This is a genomic window from Roseicyclus sp. (assembly GCF_965662675.1).
In the GTDB taxonomy this organism is placed as follows: domain Bacteria; phylum Pseudomonadota; class Alphaproteobacteria; order Rhodobacterales; family Rhodobacteraceae; genus Roseicyclus.
This window is the reverse complement of sequence record NZ_CBFIIK010000050.1, coordinates 1-17152: the sequence shown is the minus strand read 5'-3', so window position 1 is coordinate 17152 and position 17152 is coordinate 1. Positions and strand designations below refer to the sequence as shown.

The window sequence follows — 17152 nt, the reverse complement described above, 5'->3', positions numbered from 1 at the left end:
CCAGCCGAACCGAATACCCGCCTCGACCGCGACGCGCACGGGGCCCGCGGGCAGAACGCGCTTGCGATAGGCTTCGTCTGTTTCCTCAAAGATCTCCCAGCAGGGCATGGAGACGACACGGGTGCCGATCCCTTGCGCCTCGAGCAGGTCGCGCGCTTCCATCGCGATCGCCACCTCGGACCCCGTCGCCATCAAGATCGCCTGACGCTTGCCCGCAACAGCATCGGCCAGCACATAGCCGCCTTGGGCGACCATGTTCTTGGCCGTGTGGGTCTTGCGCAGCGTGGGTAGGTTCTGACGGCTGAGCGCCAAGACCGAGGGCGTCGTCTTTTGCGACAGCGCCACTTCCCATGCCTCGGCCGTCTCGACCGCGTCGGCGGGGCGGATGACCAGCGTGTTGGGCGTGGCGCGCAGCATGGCCAGATGCTCGACGGGCTGGTGGGTCGGCCCATCCTCGCCCAGACCGATGCTGTCATGGGTCATGACATAGGTCACGGGTAGCCCCATCAGCGCCGACAGCCGCATCGCGGGGCGCGCGTAATCGGTGAAGACCATGAAGGTGCCGCCATAGGGCCGCACACCGCCATGTAGCGCCATGCCGTTCATCGCGGCCGCCATCCCATGCTCCCGGATGCCGTAATGGATATGGCGGCCGCGGCGATCCTCGGGGCCGAAGGTGCCGATATCCTTGGTATTGGTATTGTTCGACCCGGTAAGGTCCGCCGATCCGCCCAGATGTTCGCCCAAGAGCGGGTTGATCACCTCGAGCGCCAATTGGCTGGCGGTGCGGGTGGCGATCTTGGGGTGCTTGTCGGAATGGTTCTTTTTCAGCGCACGGATTGCGGCGCTGAGTTTCTTGGGCATCTCGCGGCTGAAGGCGCGGGTAAATTCGGCCTTTTTCCCGTCGGAGAGGGCGGCGAATTCACCCTCCCATATTTGCCGCGCGGCTTGGCCCTTGGCGCCCACGCCTTCCCACCAGCTTTTCAGATCAGCAGGGATCTCAAAGGGACCATGCGACCAGCCATAGGCATCTTTCGTAGCCTTGAGTTGCGCCGCATCGGTCAGGGCACCATGGCCTTTCGATGTGTCCTGCGCGGCGTGGCCGATGGCGATATGGGTCTTGCACGCAATCATCGCGGGGCGCGGGGATGCCTTGGCCGCGGTAATGGCGGCATCGATCGCCTCGGGATCATGTCCGTCGCAGGAAAACACATCCCAACCGCTCGCCGCGAAACGCGCCAACTGGTCGGTGCGATCGGCGATCGAGACCTTGCCGTCGATGGTGATGCCGTTGTCATCCCACAACACGATCAGACGCGACAATTCCTGACGGCCCGCCAGCGCGATGGCCTCTTGGCTGACACCTTCCATCAAGCAGCCATCGCCCGCGATGCAATAGGTGTGGTGATCGATGATCTTCTTGCCCCATTTGGCGCGCAGGAATTCCTCGGCCATGGCAAAGCCCACGGCATTGGCGATGCCCTGACCCAAGGGGCCGGTCGTCGTCTCGATCCCCATGGCGTGGCCGTATTCCGGGTGGCCTGCCGTGATCGCGCCCAGCTGGCGGAAATTCTTGACCTGCTCCAACGTCATATCGGGCGAACCGGTCAAATAGAGCAGCGCATAAAGCAGCATGGAACCATGGCCCGCCGACAGGATGAAGCGGTCGCGGTTGGCCCAATCGGGGGCGGATGCATCGAAACGCAGATGCTTGTCGAACAGCACGGTCGCCACATCGGCCATGCCCATCGGCATGCCGGAATGACCCGAATTGGCCGCGGCAACGGCGTCGAGCGCCAATGTGCGGATACAGGTGGCGCGGCGCCAATGATCGGGATGGCGTGCGGCGCGTGCGGAGAGGTCCATTGTGGTGTCCTTCAAGTGGCAGCTTGGGATAGGCCCATGCCCGGCAGAGGCGGGCGGATGCGCCCGGTTCTACCAGAGGCGCATGTTGGCGCAACCGGTAAGCAGGGGCAAAATGTCCATTTCCCGCGCATCACATTCAAGGTGTCGCGGAAATCCTTGCAAATCCGGGGAAATTGCATTTCGCTATAGCGCAACATCAAAAGCCATGTCCGGCATGTGTCGGGGCGCGGATAAACGGGGCATCGAAAGCGATGGGCGAGACCGCCGAATTCGAAAAACTCAATACTTTGGAGGCGCGCTTGGCCGCGGCACTCGACCGGATCGCGTCGGGTGTGGGCGAGGCGCTGGCGCAAGCCCCGCTGGAAGATCCCGCGCAGAGTTCGGCCAGCTTCGAGGATGCGCTCATCCGCGCCGAGACCGCCGAGGCGCGTATCGCACAGCTCGAAGCGCAGATTTCCGGGCTGATCGACCCCGCACAAGCCGATGCCGCCGCAAAGGCCGCAGCCGCGACGATCGCCGCGCGCGAGGCCGAGATCGCCCGCCTGCAAGACAGCCTTGCCGCGCAAGCCGCGCCGCCACCCGCTGCCGACAACGGCATGGCCGAGGAGCTGACCGCCAAGACCGCGCGGATCACCGATCTCGAGGCGCGTTTGGCCCGGCTGCGCACAGAGCGTGACGCCGCCATCGCCGCACAAGAAGAGGCGCGCGACATCGCCGAAGAGTTGCAAGCCGCAGCCGGGCATCACCCCGAAGAACGCGCCATGACCCTGCGCGCCGAGATCAAGGAGCTGCAGGTGATCAACGACCGTTTGATCAAGAACATTAATCGGCTGCGTGGTGAGAACGCCACCGATCCATCGGTGCTGAACAAGACCTTGGTGGTCGAGCTTGACGCGCTGCGTGCGATGCGCGCCTCGGAAGCCGCCGAATTGGAACGTATTCTGGCCGATCTCGATCAGGCCGAAACAGCGGGGGGTGCGCATGCCTGAGATCAGTATTCAGATCGGCGGCCGCGATTTCACCGTCGCCTGTCAGCCGGGCGAAGAGCCCTATCTGCACGCCGCCGCCCGCATGCTCGATACCGAGGCCGCGGTCATCTTGGGCCAGATCGGGCGCATGCCCGTCGACCGCATGCTGTTGATGGCGGGGCTGATGCTGGCCGACAAGACCGCCGCATTGGAGGATGAGGTCAAGGCCCTGCAAGACAAGCTCGCCGCGCAGGACAAGACGCTTGCCGCCTCAGAGGAACGTCTGGCCGATCGCGCGCGCCGCATCGCCGAGTTGCAAGAAGCAGCTCCACGCACAGAATTGCCCGATCGTTTCACAGATGGTCTGGCCGAACTCGCTGCGCGCGCCGAAGCGATCGCTGATGAGTTGGAGGCGCGCCGGGCCTGATCGGCCCTGATCGGGTACGCCGGCGCGATCCTATCCCAGCAAAACCGGCAAAAGCCGCGCAGCCTCGTCATGGGGGTGGACCAGCTTGCTGCGATCTTCGCCGGGGTAGAAGCGTGCGCGCACTGCGGTCGGCATCGGGCGGGGCTGCACCAGATGGACGGCGAGAGGGAATTTTGCTGTCTCGGCCTGCCATGACTGGATCATCGCGCGCTGCGCGGCTTTGCACATGCCATAGGGGCCTGCAAATTTCGCGTCCCATGCATCGTCGAAAAACACCGCTTGCGGCTTGGGCGCGGGTGCGATCAGCGGATCGACAAAGGCCAAGAGCCGGGCGAAAGCACGGATGTTGGTCGCGATCAGCTTGTCGAGATCCTTGGCCGCCAGATGCGGCGCGGGCGTGAGTGCCGTCACATGTATCGCGGCATGCACCCAGATATCGGCGCGGCCCCAGCGCTCATGGATCGAGCGGCACAGATGGGCCATCGCGCCCTCATCGGTCACATCCATCGGCGCAAGCGTTGCCTGACCGCCGGCCGTTTTGATCCGATCGTCGAGTTCCTCGAGCGCGCCGACATTGCGGGCGACAGCCACGACATGCGCACCGCGCGCCGCCAACCATTCGGCACTCGCCGCACCGATCCCGCGCGATGCGCCGGTGACCAGCGCGATTTGTCCATCGAAAGCCTTTTCCATGCGCCGCCAACTGCCTCTTTCGCGCAGCAAAGGCAAGAGGCTGCGGCGGTGCGGCGCGCTTGACTTGATCGCTTTGCGCGGGGATACGAAGGGAAAGGGACACGTTCCGCCGTATCAAGGAGAAGACCATGGGCCGCGAGACACTATTGACTGCAACATTCGGTGATCAGGGCGTTTTGCGCAAAACGCTGTTGGTACTGGCTGGCGCGCTTTTCATCGCGCTTGCCGCACAGATCAGCGTGCCGATGTGGCCCGTTCCCGTGACGCTGCAGACCTTGGCGATCTTGCTGGTCGGCTTCGCATATGGCAGCCGTTTGGGCGCTGCGACCGTGATCGTTTATCTGGCGCAGGGTTTCATGGGCCTGCCGGTGTTCACACCGACGACCTTGCCGGGTCTGGCGGCGCTGGTCGGCCCCACGGGCGGCTTCTTGATCGGGTTCGTGGCGCTGGCTTGGATCGCGGGCTTTGCGGCCGAGCGGAAATTGGCGCGCGGTGTGATCGGCACGGCCGTGTCGGCTGTCGTGGCAAGTGCTGTCTTGTACCTGCCCGGCGTGCTTTGGCCGATGAGCCTCGCCGCGATCGCGGGCGTCGATGCTGGATGGGCCGGGCAAGGCTTGGGCTTTTACGCAGCGCATTTCGTGGTGCCGTTTTTGATCGGCGACGCGATCAAGGCGGTCCTTGCCGCGCTGATCGTAACCGGTGCGTGGTCGGTGCTGTCGCGCAAAGCCTGAAGACAAAGCATTCGCGCATTCGAGAAAGCCGCCCTCGGGGCGGCTTTTTCATATCTGCGATCAAGCCGTCAAATGCTGCACAAAGGCCGAGGCGCCCAGATCGCGATAAAGGGCGATCACATCTTGCGCGGTCAAACCGCCATGATGCTGCGCTGCATGCAGTGGGTGTTTCGGGTCGGTGATCCAGAACACCGGCATATGACCACCCGCGACAGGTACGATTACGCCCTTGTTCAACACCGGGCCGTTGGTCGCGGGGATGCGCACATAAAGCCATGCCGCCAGATCGCCCAGCCTGTCGGCCTCGCCGCGCCCTTGGGCCGCGCGAAAACGGGCGAAATCCCCGGTCGAGAGATTGGCCCAGATCCGTGGCATCACATGGCCATCGGTTCCCTTGACCGCCAATGGCAGGGTCGCGCGCAGCAACATGTCCCGCCCACGGCGCGCGTAGTTCTCGGTCACCATATCGCCGGTTTGATCCAGCGCCTCGTCCGGGGCGGGGGCGGGTGGGTCGGCCCATCCCAACGGGCGCAGACTGGGCCCGTGGTGCAAATGCACGGCTTTATCGCAACAGCTGCATCGGTAATCGAGCGTCGTCAGTCGGCGCGCCAGTTCCCGATCCGACACTGGCGTAAGCCGGGCGCGCCGAAAGAACCGCAACATCAGCCCACCGGTTCAGCCAGTTTGAAGCCACGCGCCATCTGATCGGTGGGCTTGACCGGGTAATCCCCCGAGAAGCAGGCATCACAATAGGCGGGCGTCTTGGGGTCACGCCCTGCCGCCACGCCCACGGCGCGATAAAGCCCGTCAAGCGAGATGAACTTGAGCGAGGCGACCCCCAGATGGTGGCGCATCTCATCCTCGGACATGGTGGCGGCGAGGAGTTTCTCACGCTCGGGCGTATCGACACCGTAGAAACAGGGCCAAGCAGTGGGGGGGCTGGCGATGCGAAAATGCACCTCCGCCGCGCCTGCGTCTAGGATCATCTCCTTGATCTTGCGCGAGGTCGTGCCGCGCACGACGCTGTCGTCGACCAAGATCACCCGCTTGCCGCGGATCAGCGCGCGGTTGACGTTGAGCTTGAGGCGCACACCCATGTTGCGGATTTGCTCGGTCGGCTCGATGAAGGTGCGGCCCATGTATTGGTTGCGGATGATTCCCATCGCATAGGGAATACCCGATTGCAGGCTGTAGCCGATCGCAGCTGGCGTGCCTGAATCGGGCACGGGGCAGACCAGATCGGCATCGACAGGCGCCTCTTTGGCAAGCTCGCGCCCGATCGCCTCGCGGGTTTCATAGACCGAGCGGCCGCCGATGATACTGTCGGGGCGCGAGAAATAGACATGCTCGAAGATACAAAAGCGTGATCGTTTTTGCTCGAATGGTTTGAAGCTTTCGATCTGATCGCCGGAAATCACGACCATTTCGCCTGGTTCCACCTCGCGCAGGAAATCGGCACCGATGATGTCGAGTGCGCAAGTCTCGGATGAGAGCGCATAGCCATCGCCCACGCGACCCAAGACCAAAGGGCGCACGCCCAAGGGATCGCGCACACCGATCAGTTTGGTGCGCGTCATGGCGACGACGGAAAACGCCCCCTCGACCCGGCGCAGCGCGTCTTTCATCCGCTCGGGGATGGTTTTTTGCAACGAGCGCGCCATCAGGTGGATGATGCATTCGCTGTCGGAGGAGGATTGAAAGATCGAGCCGCGCTCGATCAATTCGCGGCGCAATTCGTCGGCGTTGACGATATTGCCGTTGTGCGCGATGGCGGCACCGCCCATCGCGAACTCGCCGAAAAAGGGTTGCACATCGCGGATCTGCGTCGCCCCCTTCGATCCGGCGGTGGAATAGCGTACATGCCCGATGCCGATCGCGCCGGGCAGGGTTTCCATCACGCTTGCGCTGGTGAAATTGTCGCGCACAAGGCCGAAGCGGCGCGCAGAGGAAAAGCCATGCTCGGGGTGGTGGGTGACGATCCCGCCCGCCTCTTGGCCGCGGTGCTGCAACGCATGCAGGCCGAGCGCGATGAAGTTCGCCGCATCGGCAACCCCGATCACGCCGAAGACGCCACATTCCTCGCGTAGCTTGTCATCATCTGCATGATCGAACGGGTGACGGGGGAGGGCTTGCATTGTGGCCGAATCTCCGGGCTGCGTCGTTACGGTTGACATAGGGCAGCGGCGCGTCACTGTCACGAAACGATCACAAATTTCGCCCCTTTGGATGGCGCCAAATGCCATTTGGTCCGACCAACCCATCAGCCCCGGGCGAAAAAGCGGGGATGCCATGCGTCTGATCATCTTTTTGGCCGGGATCTGCATGACACTTGGCTGGGGTTTGACATGGATCGACCCACCCTTTGCAGGAAGCGCCGTTTCGCCGATGGCGATGGTGCGCGACGGGCGGATCACGCTTGGCCCTGACAGCCCATGGCAAGTTTGGGTTTTTCTGGGCGGTTTCGCGGCGGCGGCACTGGCGGCGCTCATCGCGCTGCGCGGGCGCGGTGCGGGGATATTTGCGCTTGTCGCCGGGGTGTCACCGCTGGTGGTTCTTGGCGATGCGCTGATCCGCGCCGAAACGCTGCGCCGTGACCTCGGGTTGCCGTTTCCGGTCGATCTCGGCGATCTGTACACAAGCTGGTCGCTGTTGCGGGATTTTCTGCGGATCGGCTTTTGGGCCTATGTGGCAGGGGCGGCCGTGTTGCTGCTGGCCGGTGCAAGCACCGTTTTCACCCGGCGGCGCTAGCGCGCTTATTGGGCCGTGCAAACCCCGGTCAATTGCTCATAGCGCGCCAAGATCCAGCCCGGCGTATCATCGGGTATCTGTGCTTCGACCTGATCTTGGACCTGCGCAAAGACCTGTGCCGAGCGGCTGTCGGTCACCATCGCGACCGGCTCGTTGCCCACGATCCGCTCATAGGCGATGAAGGCCACCACCACGAGCAACACACCGCGCGCTACGCCGAAGAGAAAGCCCAAACCCGCATCCACCCCGCCGATGGCCGAGCGTTGCACAGCCGTCGCGAACATGGGCGTGAACAACGACACGACTACCAGCGCGATGGCGAAAACCCCGGCGAAACTGGCCAAGATCCCCAATTCGCAGCTTTCACCGATAAAATCGCCCAAATAGGGCACTTCGCGGATCAAGGGCAGGGCGTTGGGGGCGAAGATGAAGGCGATGATCGCCGCCGCGACCCAGCCGCCGATCGACAGCGCTTCGCGTACGAAGCCGCGCGCATAGGCCAAGATGGCCGAAACGACGATCACGCCGGCCACGATGCCATCGACGAGGGTGAAACCTTCCATACGCTGCCCTTACCCGTTTACACGCGCGGATTCTATCCCGCGCCGAAGATCTCGCCCACAAATCGGGGAAGATCGGCCATTTCTTGTACCTTTACGCCGCTCGCCGCGCCAAACTTGCATCCTGCAGGCGCGATAGCTGTGGAAAAACCAAGTTTCGCGGCTTCTTTCAACCTGTTTTCCGCCTGCGCTACGGGTCTGAGCGCACCCGAGAGCGACAATTCCCCGAAAATTACCCCGTCACGTGGCAAGGCGGTATCCTCGCGCGCCGAAAGCAGCGCCGCCGCCACCGCCAGATCGGCCGCAGGCTCCGATATCCGCAAGCCACCCGCGATGTTGAGATAGACATCGAGACCGGCGAAGGAGATGCCCGCCCGCGCCTCCAGCACGGCCAAGATCATTGACAGCCGCCCGCCATCCCAGCCCACCACCGCGCGGCGCGGCTGGCTGAGCGAAGAGGGGGCGACCAGCGCCTGAATTTCGACCAAGACGGGCCTTGTTCCCTCCATCCCTGCAAAGACCACGGCGCCGGGGGCGGGGGCATCGCGATCCGAAAGAAATAGCGCCGAAGGGTTCGCGACCTCGGCCAGACCCGCGCCTGTCATCTCGAATACGCCGATCTCATCGGCCGGGCCGAAGCGGTTCTTGACCGAGCGCAGGATGCGGAACTGATGCCCGCGCTCGCCTTCGAAATAAAGCACCGTGTCGACCATGTGTTCGACCACGCGGGGGCCGGCGATCTGACCCTCCTTGGTCACATGGCCCACCAGCATGACCGAGACGCCGCGCCGCTTGGCGAATGTGGTCAATTCATGCGCGCTGGCGCGGACTTGGCTGACAGACCCCGGTGCCGCCTCGACCGTATCCAGCCACATGGTCTGGATCGAATCGATGATCGCCAGATCGGGCGCTTCGGCCTCCAGCGTGGTCAGGATATCGCGCAGGTTGGTCTCGGCGGCCAGCATCACCGCGCTATCGGCCAGCCCAAGGCGCTGGGCGCGCATGCGGACCTGCGCGGTGGCCTCCTCGCCCGAGACATAGATGACCTTGGCACCTGCGCGCGCGAAACTGGCGGCGGCTTGCAAAAGCAGCGTGGATTTCCCGATACCGGGATCGCCGCCGACCAGCGTGGCCGAGGCCGGAACCAAGCCCCCGCCCAAAACGCGATCAAGCTCGCCCATCCCCGAGGTGCGGCGCGGCGGCGGTGTTTCTTGCGTGCGCAGATCGCTAAGCCCGATGCGCCGCCCCTTGGCCGCGCCAAGCGCGGTCTTGCCGGGGCCCGCCGACAGCGGCGCCTCTTCCGAGATGCAATTCCATTCGCCGCAGGCCTCGCAACGGCCCGACCATTTCTTGTGAACAGCGCCACAAGCGGAACAGATGAATTGGGTGACGGGTTTGGCCATGGCGACAGGGTTACCGAAAGCGCGGCGAACGCGCCAGAGCGCGCGACATCAGCGTACCGCCTCGATTGGACCTTCGGCCGATCCGGTCACGAATTGGCGCAGATAAGGATCATCGGCGCGGTCGATGTCCGCCGCCGGGCCATGCCAGCGGATCACGCCCTCATGCAGCATCGCGACCTTGTCGGCGATGGCGCGCACCGAGCGCATGTCATGGGTGATGGTCACGGCGGTGGCCCCCATCTCGGTCACGATCTCACGGATCAGGTCGTTGATCACCCCCGACATGATCGGATCGAGCCCGGTGGTGGGTTCGTCGAAAAAGATGATCTCGGGATCGGCGGCGATGGCGCGCGCAAGGCCCACGCGCTTTTGCATGCCGCCCGAAAGCTCGGATGGGAAAAGATCGGCGACATCTGGTTTCAGCCCCACACGGCGCAGCTTCTCGATCGCGATCTCGCGGGCCTGCGCCTTGGGCCGTTTTTGCGGCCCGCGTTGCAGCCGAAAGGCGACGTTTTGCCAAACGGGCAGCGAGTCAAACAGCGCACCGCCCTGAAACAGCATCCCGAACCGCGCCAGAAAGGCATCGCGGTCGCCCATGCGCACATCCTGGCCATCGACGGTGATGGTGCCCTTGTCGGGTGTGACCAGCCCCAGCACGCATTTGAGGCAGACCGATTTGCCCGTGCCGGACCCGCCGATGATCACACAGCTTTCGCCGCGCGCCACCTGAAGCGTCAGGCCTTGCAAGACCCGCTTTGACCCAAAGGCCTTATGGACATCCTCGAGCAAGATCATGCCGTGAAAAACAGCTCCGTCAAAAGGTAGTTGGCCGCCAAGATCATGATCGAGGCCGAGACGACGGCATTGGTCGTGGCCCGCCCCACGCCTTGCGCGCCGCGCCCCGAGTTCATCCCGTGATAGCAGCCCATCACCGCCACGATGAAGCCGAAAACCGCGCCCTTGATCAGCCCCGAGGTCACATCCCAGACCTCGAGGAAATCGACCGTGTTGCGCAGATATGCCGCCTCGTTGAAGCCAAGCCGCGTGGTCGATACCAGATAGCCGCCGAAAATCCCGATCGCGTCGCCCACTGCGACCAGAATGGGCAGGCTGATCGTGGCGGCCAGAATGCGCGGCACGGTGAGGTATTTCAGCGGGTTGGTCGAAAGCGTCACCAGCGCGTCGATCTGTTCGGTCACCTTCATCGTGCCAAGCTCGGCCGCGATGGCGGCGGCGACGCGTCCGGCCACCATCAAGCCGCCCAAGACGGGGCCAAGCTCGCGCACGATGCCGATGGCCACGATTTGCGGCACCACGGCCTCGGCATTGAAGCGCGAGCCGCCGGCGAAAATCTGCAAGGCCAGCGCGCCACCGGTGAACAGCGCCGTCAGACCCACCACGGGCAACGACAGCCAGCCGATCTGCAAAAGTTGCCAAAGCAGTTCGCGCGGGTAGAAGGGCGGGCGCAAAATATGGCTAACCGCACGGCCCGCGTAGATCGTGACCTGGCCGATAACGCGCAGGGTGCCGAGCGTCGAGCGCCCGATCGTCGCGAAGGGGGCGAGAAGCGGGCTCACGCGCCGAGATAGGCGCGTTGGTAGCGCCCGCCCAAGGAGGTCAGGATTTCATAGCCGATCGTGCCTGCGATCTCGGCAAGATCATCGACGCCTTGCTGCGGGCAAAGGATATCGAGGTGGTCCGGGATCTCGGACAGGTCGGTGACATCGACGGTCAACAGATCCATCGAGACGCGGCCCGCCAATGCGCAGGGGGTATCGGCTGCGAAAAGCTGCGCCTTGTTGCTCATGTATCGGATGAGGCCATCTGCGTAACCAGCTGAAAGTGTGGCAATTTTTGTCGGCCGTGTTGCAACGAAACTGGCGGCGTAGCCTACCGTTTCACCCAACGCGACATCACGGATCTGAACGACGGGCAGCGCAAGCCGAACGACCGGGCGGGCCGCGGCGTAGGGTGCGCCGCCGTACAGTCCCACACCGGGGCGGGTCAGGTCAAAATGGTAATCAGGGCCGAGCAAGATGCCGCCCGTGGCCGAAAGGCTGCGCGGTGCGCGGACGCCTGCGGTCATCGCGGTGAAAGCGGCAAGCTGGGCGGCGTTCATCGGATGGTCGGGCTCATCGGCGCAGGCCAGATGCGACATGACCAGCGTGATCGGCCCGGCCTCCAGTTCGGCGCGGGTGGCGGCCCATTCGGGGGCTTCCATCCCCAGACGGTTCATGCCGCTGTCTAGCTGGACGCCGTAGGGGTGGGCGGGCAGGGCCGCGCGGTGGCGGGCGGCCTGCGCGGGGCTGTTGAGCATCGGGATCAGCGCATGATCGCGGATCAGCGCGGTATCGCCCGCCATATGGCCGGAGAAGATGTTGATCTCGGGCCCTTCGCCAAGGGCATGGCGCAGCGCGGCCCCTTCCTCGGCGGTGGCGACGAAGAATTGCCGCGCCCCTTCGCGGGCCAAGCGGCGCGCGACATGGGCGGCACCACAGCCATAGCCATCAGCCTTGACGACGGCACCGGTCTGCGCGCGTGCGTGCTTGGCCAGCGCGCGCCAATTGGCCGCGATGGCGTCAAGATCGATGGTGAGAAGCCCTGTACCCATGTGCGTCTGTGTCTTCCGTCATGATCGCCGGGTCAAGGGGGCGCTGCCCCCGTCGCCTTTGGCGACTCCCCCGGGATATTTCTGAAACGAAGAAGCGGCGCGCGTTAACCTTCATCCCGGGTGAAAAGGCTCAGTAGCCGCGGTCATCGTCTTGCTGCCAGGGTTTGACGAGATTGCCGAAGCGGGTGAAGCGACCCTCGAAGCTGAGTTCGATGGTGCCGACGGGGCCGTGGCGCTGCTTGCCGATGATGACCTCGGCCTTGCCATGCAGCGCGTCCATATCCTGCTGCCATTTGGCCATGGCCTCGAGATTATCCTCGCCGGGTTTTTCGCGTTCTTTGTAGTACTCGCCGCGATAGACGAACATCACGACATCGGCGTCTTGTTCGATCGAGCCCGACTCGCGCAGGTCGGAGAGTTGCGGGCGCTTATCCTCGCGGGACTCGACCTGGCGCGAGAGCTGCGAGAGCGCGATGACGGGAATGTCCAGTTCCTTGGCGATGGCCTTGAGCCCTTGGGTGATTTCCGAGATCTCGTTGACGCGGTTCTCGGACCGGCCAGAGCCACGCAAAAGCTGAAGATAGTCGACGATCAGCAAATCGAGCCCGCCCGGCGAGCGCTTGAGGCGACGGGCACGCGCGGCCACCTGACCGATGGGCAGGGCGGGCGTGTCGTCGATATAGAGCGGGCAGCGTTCCAGATCGCGGGCGGCGTGGAGGTAGCGTTCGAACTCGGCCTCGGTCAAATCGCCTTTGCGGATCAGTTCCGACGGGATCTCGGCTGCCTCGGACAAGACCCGCTGGGCCAGCTGGGCGGCCGACATCTCGAGGCTGAAAAACCCCACGACGCCGCCATCGACCGTGCCTTCTGAGCCATCATCGCGGCGGCCGCGTTTCCATGCCTTGGCGACGTTGAAGGCGATGTTGGTCGCAAGCGAGGTTTTGCCCATCGAGGGGCGGCCCGCAAGGATCAGAAGGTCGGATTTATGCAGGCCCCCAAGCATCCGGTCCATATCGGTGAGCCCCGTCGAGACACCCGCAAGTTTGCCGCCGCGATTATAGGCGGCATTGGCGTTATTGACCGCGTCGTAGAGGGCCGAGAGGAAAGATTGAAAGCCGCGATTGGTGGTGCCCGAGGAGACGAGGTTGAACAGCTCGGTTTCCGCCTCGACGATCTGTTCATCGGGGGCGATGTCGTCGCGCATGGTGCGGGCGCGATCCGACACGCGCTGGCCCAGTGCGATCAACTCGCGCCGGACAGCGAGATCATGGATCAGTTGGGCGTAATCGCGGGCGGCCGAGGTGGCGATGGCCGAAAGCTGGAGGCGCAACAGGTATTCGCCGCCGCCCAGATCCTTGAGACCGGGGATGTCGGCGACGAAATTCTTGAGCGTGGTGGCATCGGTGGCCAGACCCTTGGCGATGCGGGCTTGTGCCATGGAAAATATCGCGCGGTGCGCGGGATCGTGGAAATGATCGGGCTTGATCAGGTCATCGACGCGGTCGAGCACATCGTTGGATGACAAGATTGCGCCCAGAAGCTGTTGTTCGGCTTCGACATTGTGAGGCAGGCTTTGAATGTCGTCGGTCGTCGCTATCCCGGCAGCGGGCACAGGCACCTGCTCATTCATCGCTTTCCCCTTTTTCATCCCCCTGTGCCGCGTCACCCAGGCGTGTCGCCCGGTATAGCGCCGGGCCGGGGGCGGGCGTCAATCACGGAAAACTGTGAGTAAGTTGTGAGTGAATTGACCCACAAAATCTAGGGAAATCACGGGCGCTGCACGCTGTATCTTGGGGTGGATTGGCGCGAATGTGACGGATTCGCAACGGCCCTTACGCGATGGGGACGATTTCGGTCAGGCCAAACCGCGTGCGCTGCGCCATGCCTCCGGGTCGGCGAGGAATCGCTCGACCTCGGTCAGGGTGGCGGCGTCGAAATCGCCGCCGCGCCGCGCTTCGGCAATCACATCGGCCCATGTGGTCAGGTAATGCAGCTTGAGACCATGTGCGGCCAAGCGGTCTTCGGTGCCGGCCATGACGCCGTAGAAGAAGACGACCGCCGTATGCCCGCATTGCGCGCCGGCCGCGCGGATCGCATCGACGAATTTCAGCTTCGATCCGCCATCGGTGGTCAGATCCTCGACCAAGAGAACCCTGTCTCCCTCGCGCATCTCGCCCTCGATCTGGGCGGTGCGGCCATAGCCCTTGGGCTGTTTGCGGACATAGGACATGGGCAGGGCCATACGTTCGGCGACGAAAGCGGCAAAGGGAATGCCCGCGGTCTCGCCGCCCGCGATATTGTCGAAAGCTTCCAGCCCTGCGGCTTCCATCACCTTGCAGCACAGGAAATCCATCAGCGTGGCGCGCACGCGCGGGTAGGAGATGATCTTGCGGCAATCGATATAGGTGGGGGCCTGCTTGCCGCTGGCATGGGTATAAAGCTGATCGGTGTTGAAATGCACCGCCCCGATATCAAGCAGCATGCGCGCGGAAAGGCGGGCCATGGTGGCGGTGTCGGGATAGGCGGTGGGGATCATGGCGGCGGTCCGATATGCGTATTTGGAGAAAGTCGAAGGCGCGGGCGATACGGCTCAGGCGAGGATATGCCAATAGAGCGGGTGGCCGGGATCGAAAAGCGTCACGGGGCCCGCGCCGGTCATGATCTTGGCGGGGTAGGGCACGGGCGTGTCGCGCTTTTCGAGGGTGGTGGTCTGGCGCGACACCGGCAGGCCGTAGCGTGCAGGGCCGAAAAGCGAGGTGAAGCCTTCGAGTTTGTCGAGCGCGCCTTCCTCTTCGAAAACATGGGCGATGCATGACAGCGTGTTGGTGGCCGAAAAGACACCGGCGCAGCCACAGGCCGATTCCTTGGTCTCATCGGTGTGCGGCGCGCTGTCGGTGCCGAGGAAAAAGCGCGGATTTCCCGAGATGGCGGCGCGGCGCAGCGCCTGTTGATGGGTCGCGCGCTTGGCCACCGGCAGGCAGTAGTAATGCGGCCGGATACCGCCCACCAGCATGTGGTTGCGATTGATCATCAGGTGATGCGTGGTGATCGTGCCCGCGATATCGCCCGTGGCCCCCGCCACATAGTCGATGCCTTGGCTGGTGGTGATATGTTCGAGCGTGACCTTGAGTTCGGGAATGCGCGCGCGCAGCGGGTCGAGGATGGTGTCGAGAAACACCTCTTCGCGGTCGAAGATATCGACATGCGCCGCCGTCACCTCGCCATGGATGCAAAGCGGCAGGCCGATCGCGGCCATTTTTTCCAGCACGGGCATGACATTGTCGAAATTGCGCACGCCCGATTGCGAATTGGTGGTGGCACCGGCGGGGTAGAGTTTCACCGCCGTGATCAGCCCTTCGGCCGCCGCGCGCGCCAGATCGGCGGGGTCGGTCGCTTCGGTCAGGTAGAGCGTCATCAGCGGCGTGAAATCCATGCCTTGCGGCAGGGATGCCATGATCCGGTCGCGATAGGCGCGGGCATCATCCCCGGTGACGACGGGCGGCACCAGATTGGGCATAACGATGGCGCGGCCGAAATGGCGGGCGGTTTCAGGCAAAATACCAGCCAGCATTGCGCCGTCGCGCAGATGCAGATGCCAGTCATCGGGGCGGCGGATGGTGAGGCGCGTTGTCATGCGCGCTTGGGTACAAGGTTCGGAGAGGGGCTGCAAAGGTAAATCGCGCGGGCTTGGGTCGAGACGCTTTGCTGCCTGCGTAGTGGATGGGCATATCGCTCATTATTTGTGCAGATGCGGTGGCGGCGCATGGTCCGGGGCAGGGCTGCATTGCCTCGGCCGCCCGCCGCTGCCTAGCGTGCCGCATCATGTTGGATGTCAGCGCAAATTCCATCGTCATGCAACGCGTCAAGGGCCGCGCCGGTGCCGTGTTCGGCCCGGAGGGGCGGCTTGCGCGGCTGTGGCAAAGCGGATCGGCCAAGGCGATCTTGCCGCGCATGCATGGGCGCGCGGCCGAGGTGGTGTTTCTCAACACGGCGGGTGGGCTGACAGGGGGTGATCACCTCGACTACAAGCTCGATCTGGCGGCGGGGGCTTGCGCGGTCGGCACAACCCAGACAGCCGAGCGCGCCTATCTCAGCCGCACGGGCATGGCACAGGTCGATGTCAGCCTGACGCTGGGGGCGGGCGCGCGGCTGCATTGGTTGCCGCAAGAGATGATCTTGTTCGAGGGGGCCGCGATCGCGCGCAACCTGCGGGTCGAGATGGCGGGGGATGCCGAGTTAGCGATTTTGGAAACCCTGGTCCTTGGGCGCGCCGCGATGGGCGAGCGCTTGCGCCAGATCTATTTGCGTGATCGGCGCGAGGTGATCCGCGATGGCCGCCGCGTGATGCACGAGGCGATCGCACTCGATGATGATGATTTGATCCGCCCCGGTGCGGCGGGGCTGGGCGATGCAATCGCGGTGGCGACGCTGGCGCTTTTCGCCCCCGATGCCGAGGATCGTTTGGCCGCTTTGCGCGCTGTCCTGCCCGTCGAGGGGCCTGTGCGCGCGGCGGCCTCTGCATGGGATGGGCGGATTGTGGCGCGCTTCATGGCGCCAGCCGCATGGCCCTTGCGCCAAGCGGTGGCGCGCGCGGTGGCATCGGTGACGGGGGGCGCGCTGCCCCGTGTATGGCAAATCTGAGCAAGTGAGGACGCGATGAACCTGACCCCGCGCGAGAAAGACAAGCTGTTGATCAGCCTTGCGGCCATGGTGGCGCGCGGGCGGTTGGCGCGTGGCGTCAAGCTCAACCATCCCGAGGCGATCGCGCTGATCACCGATTTCGTGGTCGAAGGCGCGCGCGACGGGCGCTCGGTCGCTGATCTGATGGAGGCGGGCGCGCATGTGGTCACAGCCGATCAATGCATGATCGGCATCCCCGAGATGATCCATGACGTGCAGGTCGAGGCGACATTCCCTGACGGCACAAAGCTTGTGACCGTCCATCATCCGATCCGTTGAGCAAGGGGGCTGCCATGATACCGGGTGAAATCATCACCGCCGAGGGCGAGATCGAGTTGAACGCAGGCCGTGCGGCGATCACGCTGATGGTGGCCAATACCGGCGACCGCCCGGTGCAGGTTGGTAGCCATTACCATTTCGCCGAGACCAACGCCGCGCTTGAGTTCGATCGGGTGGCAGTGCGGG

At 64.1% G+C, this 17152-nt stretch carries 19 protein-coding genes; 7 read left to right on the top strand and 12 right to left on the bottom strand.

Features of this window, described 5'->3' with window-relative positions:
- Positions 1-1866, bottom strand: a 1866-nt coding sequence (gene tkt, locus ACTG4J_RS09125; RefSeq protein WP_439138889.1) for a transketolase, incomplete at its 3' end; no start/stop codon positions are given.
- A gap of 251 nt (positions 1867-2117) precedes the next feature.
- Here tkt and ACTG4J_RS09120 point away from each other — a divergent pair.
- Both ACTG4J_RS09120 and ACTG4J_RS09115 read left to right on the top strand, forming a co-directional pair.
- On the top strand, positions 2118-2855 hold the full coding sequence (locus ACTG4J_RS09120; protein ID WP_439138888.1) for a hypothetical protein: 738 nt from the start codon (positions 2118-2120) through the stop codon (positions 2853-2855).
- Positions 2848-3261, top strand: a complete 414-nt coding sequence (locus ACTG4J_RS09115; protein WP_439138886.1) for a cell division protein ZapA — start codon at positions 2848-2850, stop codon at positions 3259-3261. The genes ACTG4J_RS09120 and ACTG4J_RS09115 overlap by 8 nt, the downstream gene beginning before the upstream one ends.
- A 30-nt stretch (positions 3262-3291) precedes the next feature.
- Here the strand turns inward: ACTG4J_RS09115 and ACTG4J_RS09110 are convergent, their stop codons facing one another.
- On the bottom strand, positions 3292-3954 hold the full coding sequence (locus ACTG4J_RS09110; protein ID WP_439138884.1) for an SDR family NAD(P)-dependent oxidoreductase: 663 nt from the start codon (positions 3952-3954) through the stop codon (positions 3292-3294).
- Between the two features lie 128 nt (positions 3955-4082).
- Between ACTG4J_RS09110 and ACTG4J_RS09105 the strand changes: the two genes are divergently transcribed.
- A complete protein-coding gene (locus ACTG4J_RS09105; protein WP_439138882.1) occupies positions 4083-4685 on the top strand; it encodes a biotin transporter BioY in 603 nt (200 codons plus the stop codon).
- A 60-nt stretch (positions 4686-4745) separates the two neighbouring features.
- Here ACTG4J_RS09105 and ACTG4J_RS09100 read toward each other — a convergent pair whose 3' ends face one another.
- Both ACTG4J_RS09100 and purF read right to left on the bottom strand, forming a co-directional pair.
- Complete coding sequence (locus ACTG4J_RS09100; RefSeq protein ID WP_439138880.1) at positions 4746-5348, bottom strand: DUF2199 domain-containing protein; 603 nt, start codon at positions 5346-5348, stop codon at positions 4746-4748.
- Positions 5348-6820 (bottom strand): amidophosphoribosyltransferase, encoded by a 1473-nt coding sequence (purF, locus tag ACTG4J_RS09095; protein ID WP_439138879.1) that lies wholly within the window; start codon positions 6818-6820, stop codon positions 5348-5350. The genes ACTG4J_RS09100 and purF overlap by 1 nt, the downstream gene beginning before the upstream one ends.
- Before the next feature lie 154 nt (positions 6821-6974).
- On the opposite strand from purF, the gene ACTG4J_RS09090 reads away from it, so the two are divergent.
- Positions 6975-7433, top strand: a complete 459-nt coding sequence (locus tag ACTG4J_RS09090) for a hypothetical protein (protein WP_439138877.1) — start codon at positions 6975-6977, stop codon at positions 7431-7433.
- A 5-nt stretch (positions 7434-7438) separates the two neighbouring features.
- On the opposite strand, the gene ACTG4J_RS09085 is transcribed toward ACTG4J_RS09090, so the two are convergent.
- The 8 genes from ACTG4J_RS09085 to pyrC all read right to left on the bottom strand — a co-directional run bounded on the left by ACTG4J_RS09085 (position 7439) and on the right by pyrC (position 15641).
- A complete protein-coding gene (locus ACTG4J_RS09085; protein ID WP_439138876.1) occupies positions 7439-7996 on the bottom strand; it encodes a CvpA family protein in 558 nt (185 codons plus the stop codon).
- A gap of 32 nt (positions 7997-8028) precedes the next feature.
- Positions 8029-9396, bottom strand: a complete 1368-nt coding sequence (gene radA / locus ACTG4J_RS09080; protein WP_439138875.1) for a DNA repair protein RadA — start codon at positions 9394-9396, stop codon at positions 8029-8031.
- Positions 9397-9444: 48 nt separating this feature from the next.
- Positions 9445-10191, bottom strand: a complete 747-nt coding sequence (locus ACTG4J_RS09075; RefSeq protein WP_439138874.1) for an ABC transporter ATP-binding protein — start codon at positions 10189-10191, stop codon at positions 9445-9447.
- Positions 10188-10973, bottom strand: a complete 786-nt coding sequence (locus ACTG4J_RS09070; RefSeq protein WP_439138872.1) for an MlaE family ABC transporter permease — start codon at positions 10971-10973, stop codon at positions 10188-10190. Before ACTG4J_RS09070 ends, ACTG4J_RS09075 begins: the two co-directional genes overlap by 4 nt.
- Positions 10970-12007: an alanine racemase gene (alr, locus tag ACTG4J_RS09065; protein WP_439138871.1), complete on the bottom strand. Its 1038-nt coding sequence runs from the start codon at positions 12005-12007 to the stop codon at positions 10970-10972. Before alr ends, ACTG4J_RS09070 begins: the two co-directional genes overlap by 4 nt.
- Positions 12008-12137: 130 nt before the next feature.
- Positions 12138-13637: a replicative DNA helicase gene (locus ACTG4J_RS09060; RefSeq protein ID WP_439138870.1), complete on the bottom strand. Its 1500-nt coding sequence runs from the start codon at positions 13635-13637 to the stop codon at positions 12138-12140.
- Positions 13638-13862: 225 nt separating this feature from the next.
- Complete coding sequence (locus ACTG4J_RS09055; RefSeq protein ID WP_439138868.1) at positions 13863-14543, bottom strand: orotate phosphoribosyltransferase; 681 nt, start codon at positions 14541-14543, stop codon at positions 13863-13865.
- Positions 14544-14597: 54 nt separating this feature from the next.
- Positions 14598-15641 (bottom strand): dihydroorotase, encoded by a 1044-nt coding sequence (gene pyrC / locus ACTG4J_RS09050; RefSeq protein WP_439138866.1) that lies wholly within the window; start codon positions 15639-15641, stop codon positions 14598-14600.
- 188 nt (positions 15642-15829) lie between these two features.
- Between pyrC and ACTG4J_RS09045 the strand changes: the two genes are divergently transcribed.
- From ACTG4J_RS09045 to ACTG4J_RS09035, 3 genes are all read left to right on the top strand, one after another.
- On the top strand, positions 15830-16648 hold the full coding sequence (locus tag ACTG4J_RS09045; protein WP_439138864.1) for an urease accessory protein UreD: 819 nt from the start codon (positions 15830-15832) through the stop codon (positions 16646-16648).
- Positions 16649-16663: 15 nt separating this feature from the next.
- Entirely contained in the window at positions 16664-16966 is a 303-nt protein-coding gene (locus ACTG4J_RS09040; protein ID WP_439138862.1) for an urease subunit gamma, read from the top strand.
- A 14-nt stretch (positions 16967-16980) separates the two neighbouring features.
- Positions 16981-17152, top strand: a 172-nt coding sequence (locus ACTG4J_RS09035) for an urease subunit beta (protein ID WP_439138890.1), incomplete at its 3' end; no start/stop codon positions are given.

Coding starts and splice junctions, on each gene's coding strand:
- ACTG4J_RS09120 (WP_439138888.1), top strand. CDS start 2,118: ATGGGCGAGACCGCCGAATTCGAAAAACTCAATACTTTGGAGGCGCGC.
- ACTG4J_RS09115 (WP_439138886.1), top strand. CDS start 2,848: ATGCCTGAGATCAGTATTCAGATCGGCGGCCGCGATTTCACCGTCGCC.
- ACTG4J_RS09110 (WP_439138884.1), bottom strand. CDS start 3,954: ATGGAAAAGGCTTTCGATGGACAAATCGCGCTGGTCACCGGCGCATCG.
- ACTG4J_RS09105 (WP_439138882.1), top strand. CDS start 4,083: ATGGGCCGCGAGACACTATTGACTGCAACATTCGGTGATCAGGGCGTT.
- ACTG4J_RS09100 (WP_439138880.1), bottom strand. CDS start 5,348: ATGTTGCGGTTCTTTCGGCGCGCCCGGCTTACGCCAGTGTCGGATCGG.
- purF (WP_439138879.1), bottom strand. CDS start 6,820: ATGCAAGCCCTCCCCCGTCACCCGTTCGATCATGCAGATGATGACAAG.
- ACTG4J_RS09090 (WP_439138877.1), top strand. CDS start 6,975: ATGCGTCTGATCATCTTTTTGGCCGGGATCTGCATGACACTTGGCTGG.
- ACTG4J_RS09085 (WP_439138876.1), bottom strand. CDS start 7,996: ATGGAAGGTTTCACCCTCGTCGATGGCATCGTGGCCGGCGTGATCGTC.
- radA (WP_439138875.1), bottom strand. CDS start 9,396: ATGGCCAAACCCGTCACCCAATTCATCTGTTCCGCTTGTGGCGCTGTT.
- ACTG4J_RS09075 (WP_439138874.1), bottom strand. CDS start 10,191: ATGATCTTGCTCGAGGATGTCCATAAGGCCTTTGGGTCAAAGCGGGTC.
- alr (WP_439138871.1), bottom strand. CDS start 12,007: ATGGGTACAGGGCTTCTCACCATCGATCTTGACGCCATCGCGGCCAAT.
- ACTG4J_RS09060 (WP_439138870.1), bottom strand. CDS start 13,637: ATGAATGAGCAGGTGCCTGTGCCCGCTGCCGGGATAGCGACGACCGAC.
- ACTG4J_RS09055 (WP_439138868.1), bottom strand. CDS start 14,543: ATGATCCCCACCGCCTATCCCGACACCGCCACCATGGCCCGCCTTTCC.
- pyrC (WP_439138866.1), bottom strand. CDS start 15,641: ATGACAACGCGCCTCACCATCCGCCGCCCCGATGACTGGCATCTGCAT.
- ACTG4J_RS09045 (WP_439138864.1), top strand. CDS start 15,830: ATGTTGGATGTCAGCGCAAATTCCATCGTCATGCAACGCGTCAAGGGC.
- ACTG4J_RS09040 (WP_439138862.1), top strand. CDS start 16,664: ATGAACCTGACCCCGCGCGAGAAAGACAAGCTGTTGATCAGCCTTGCG.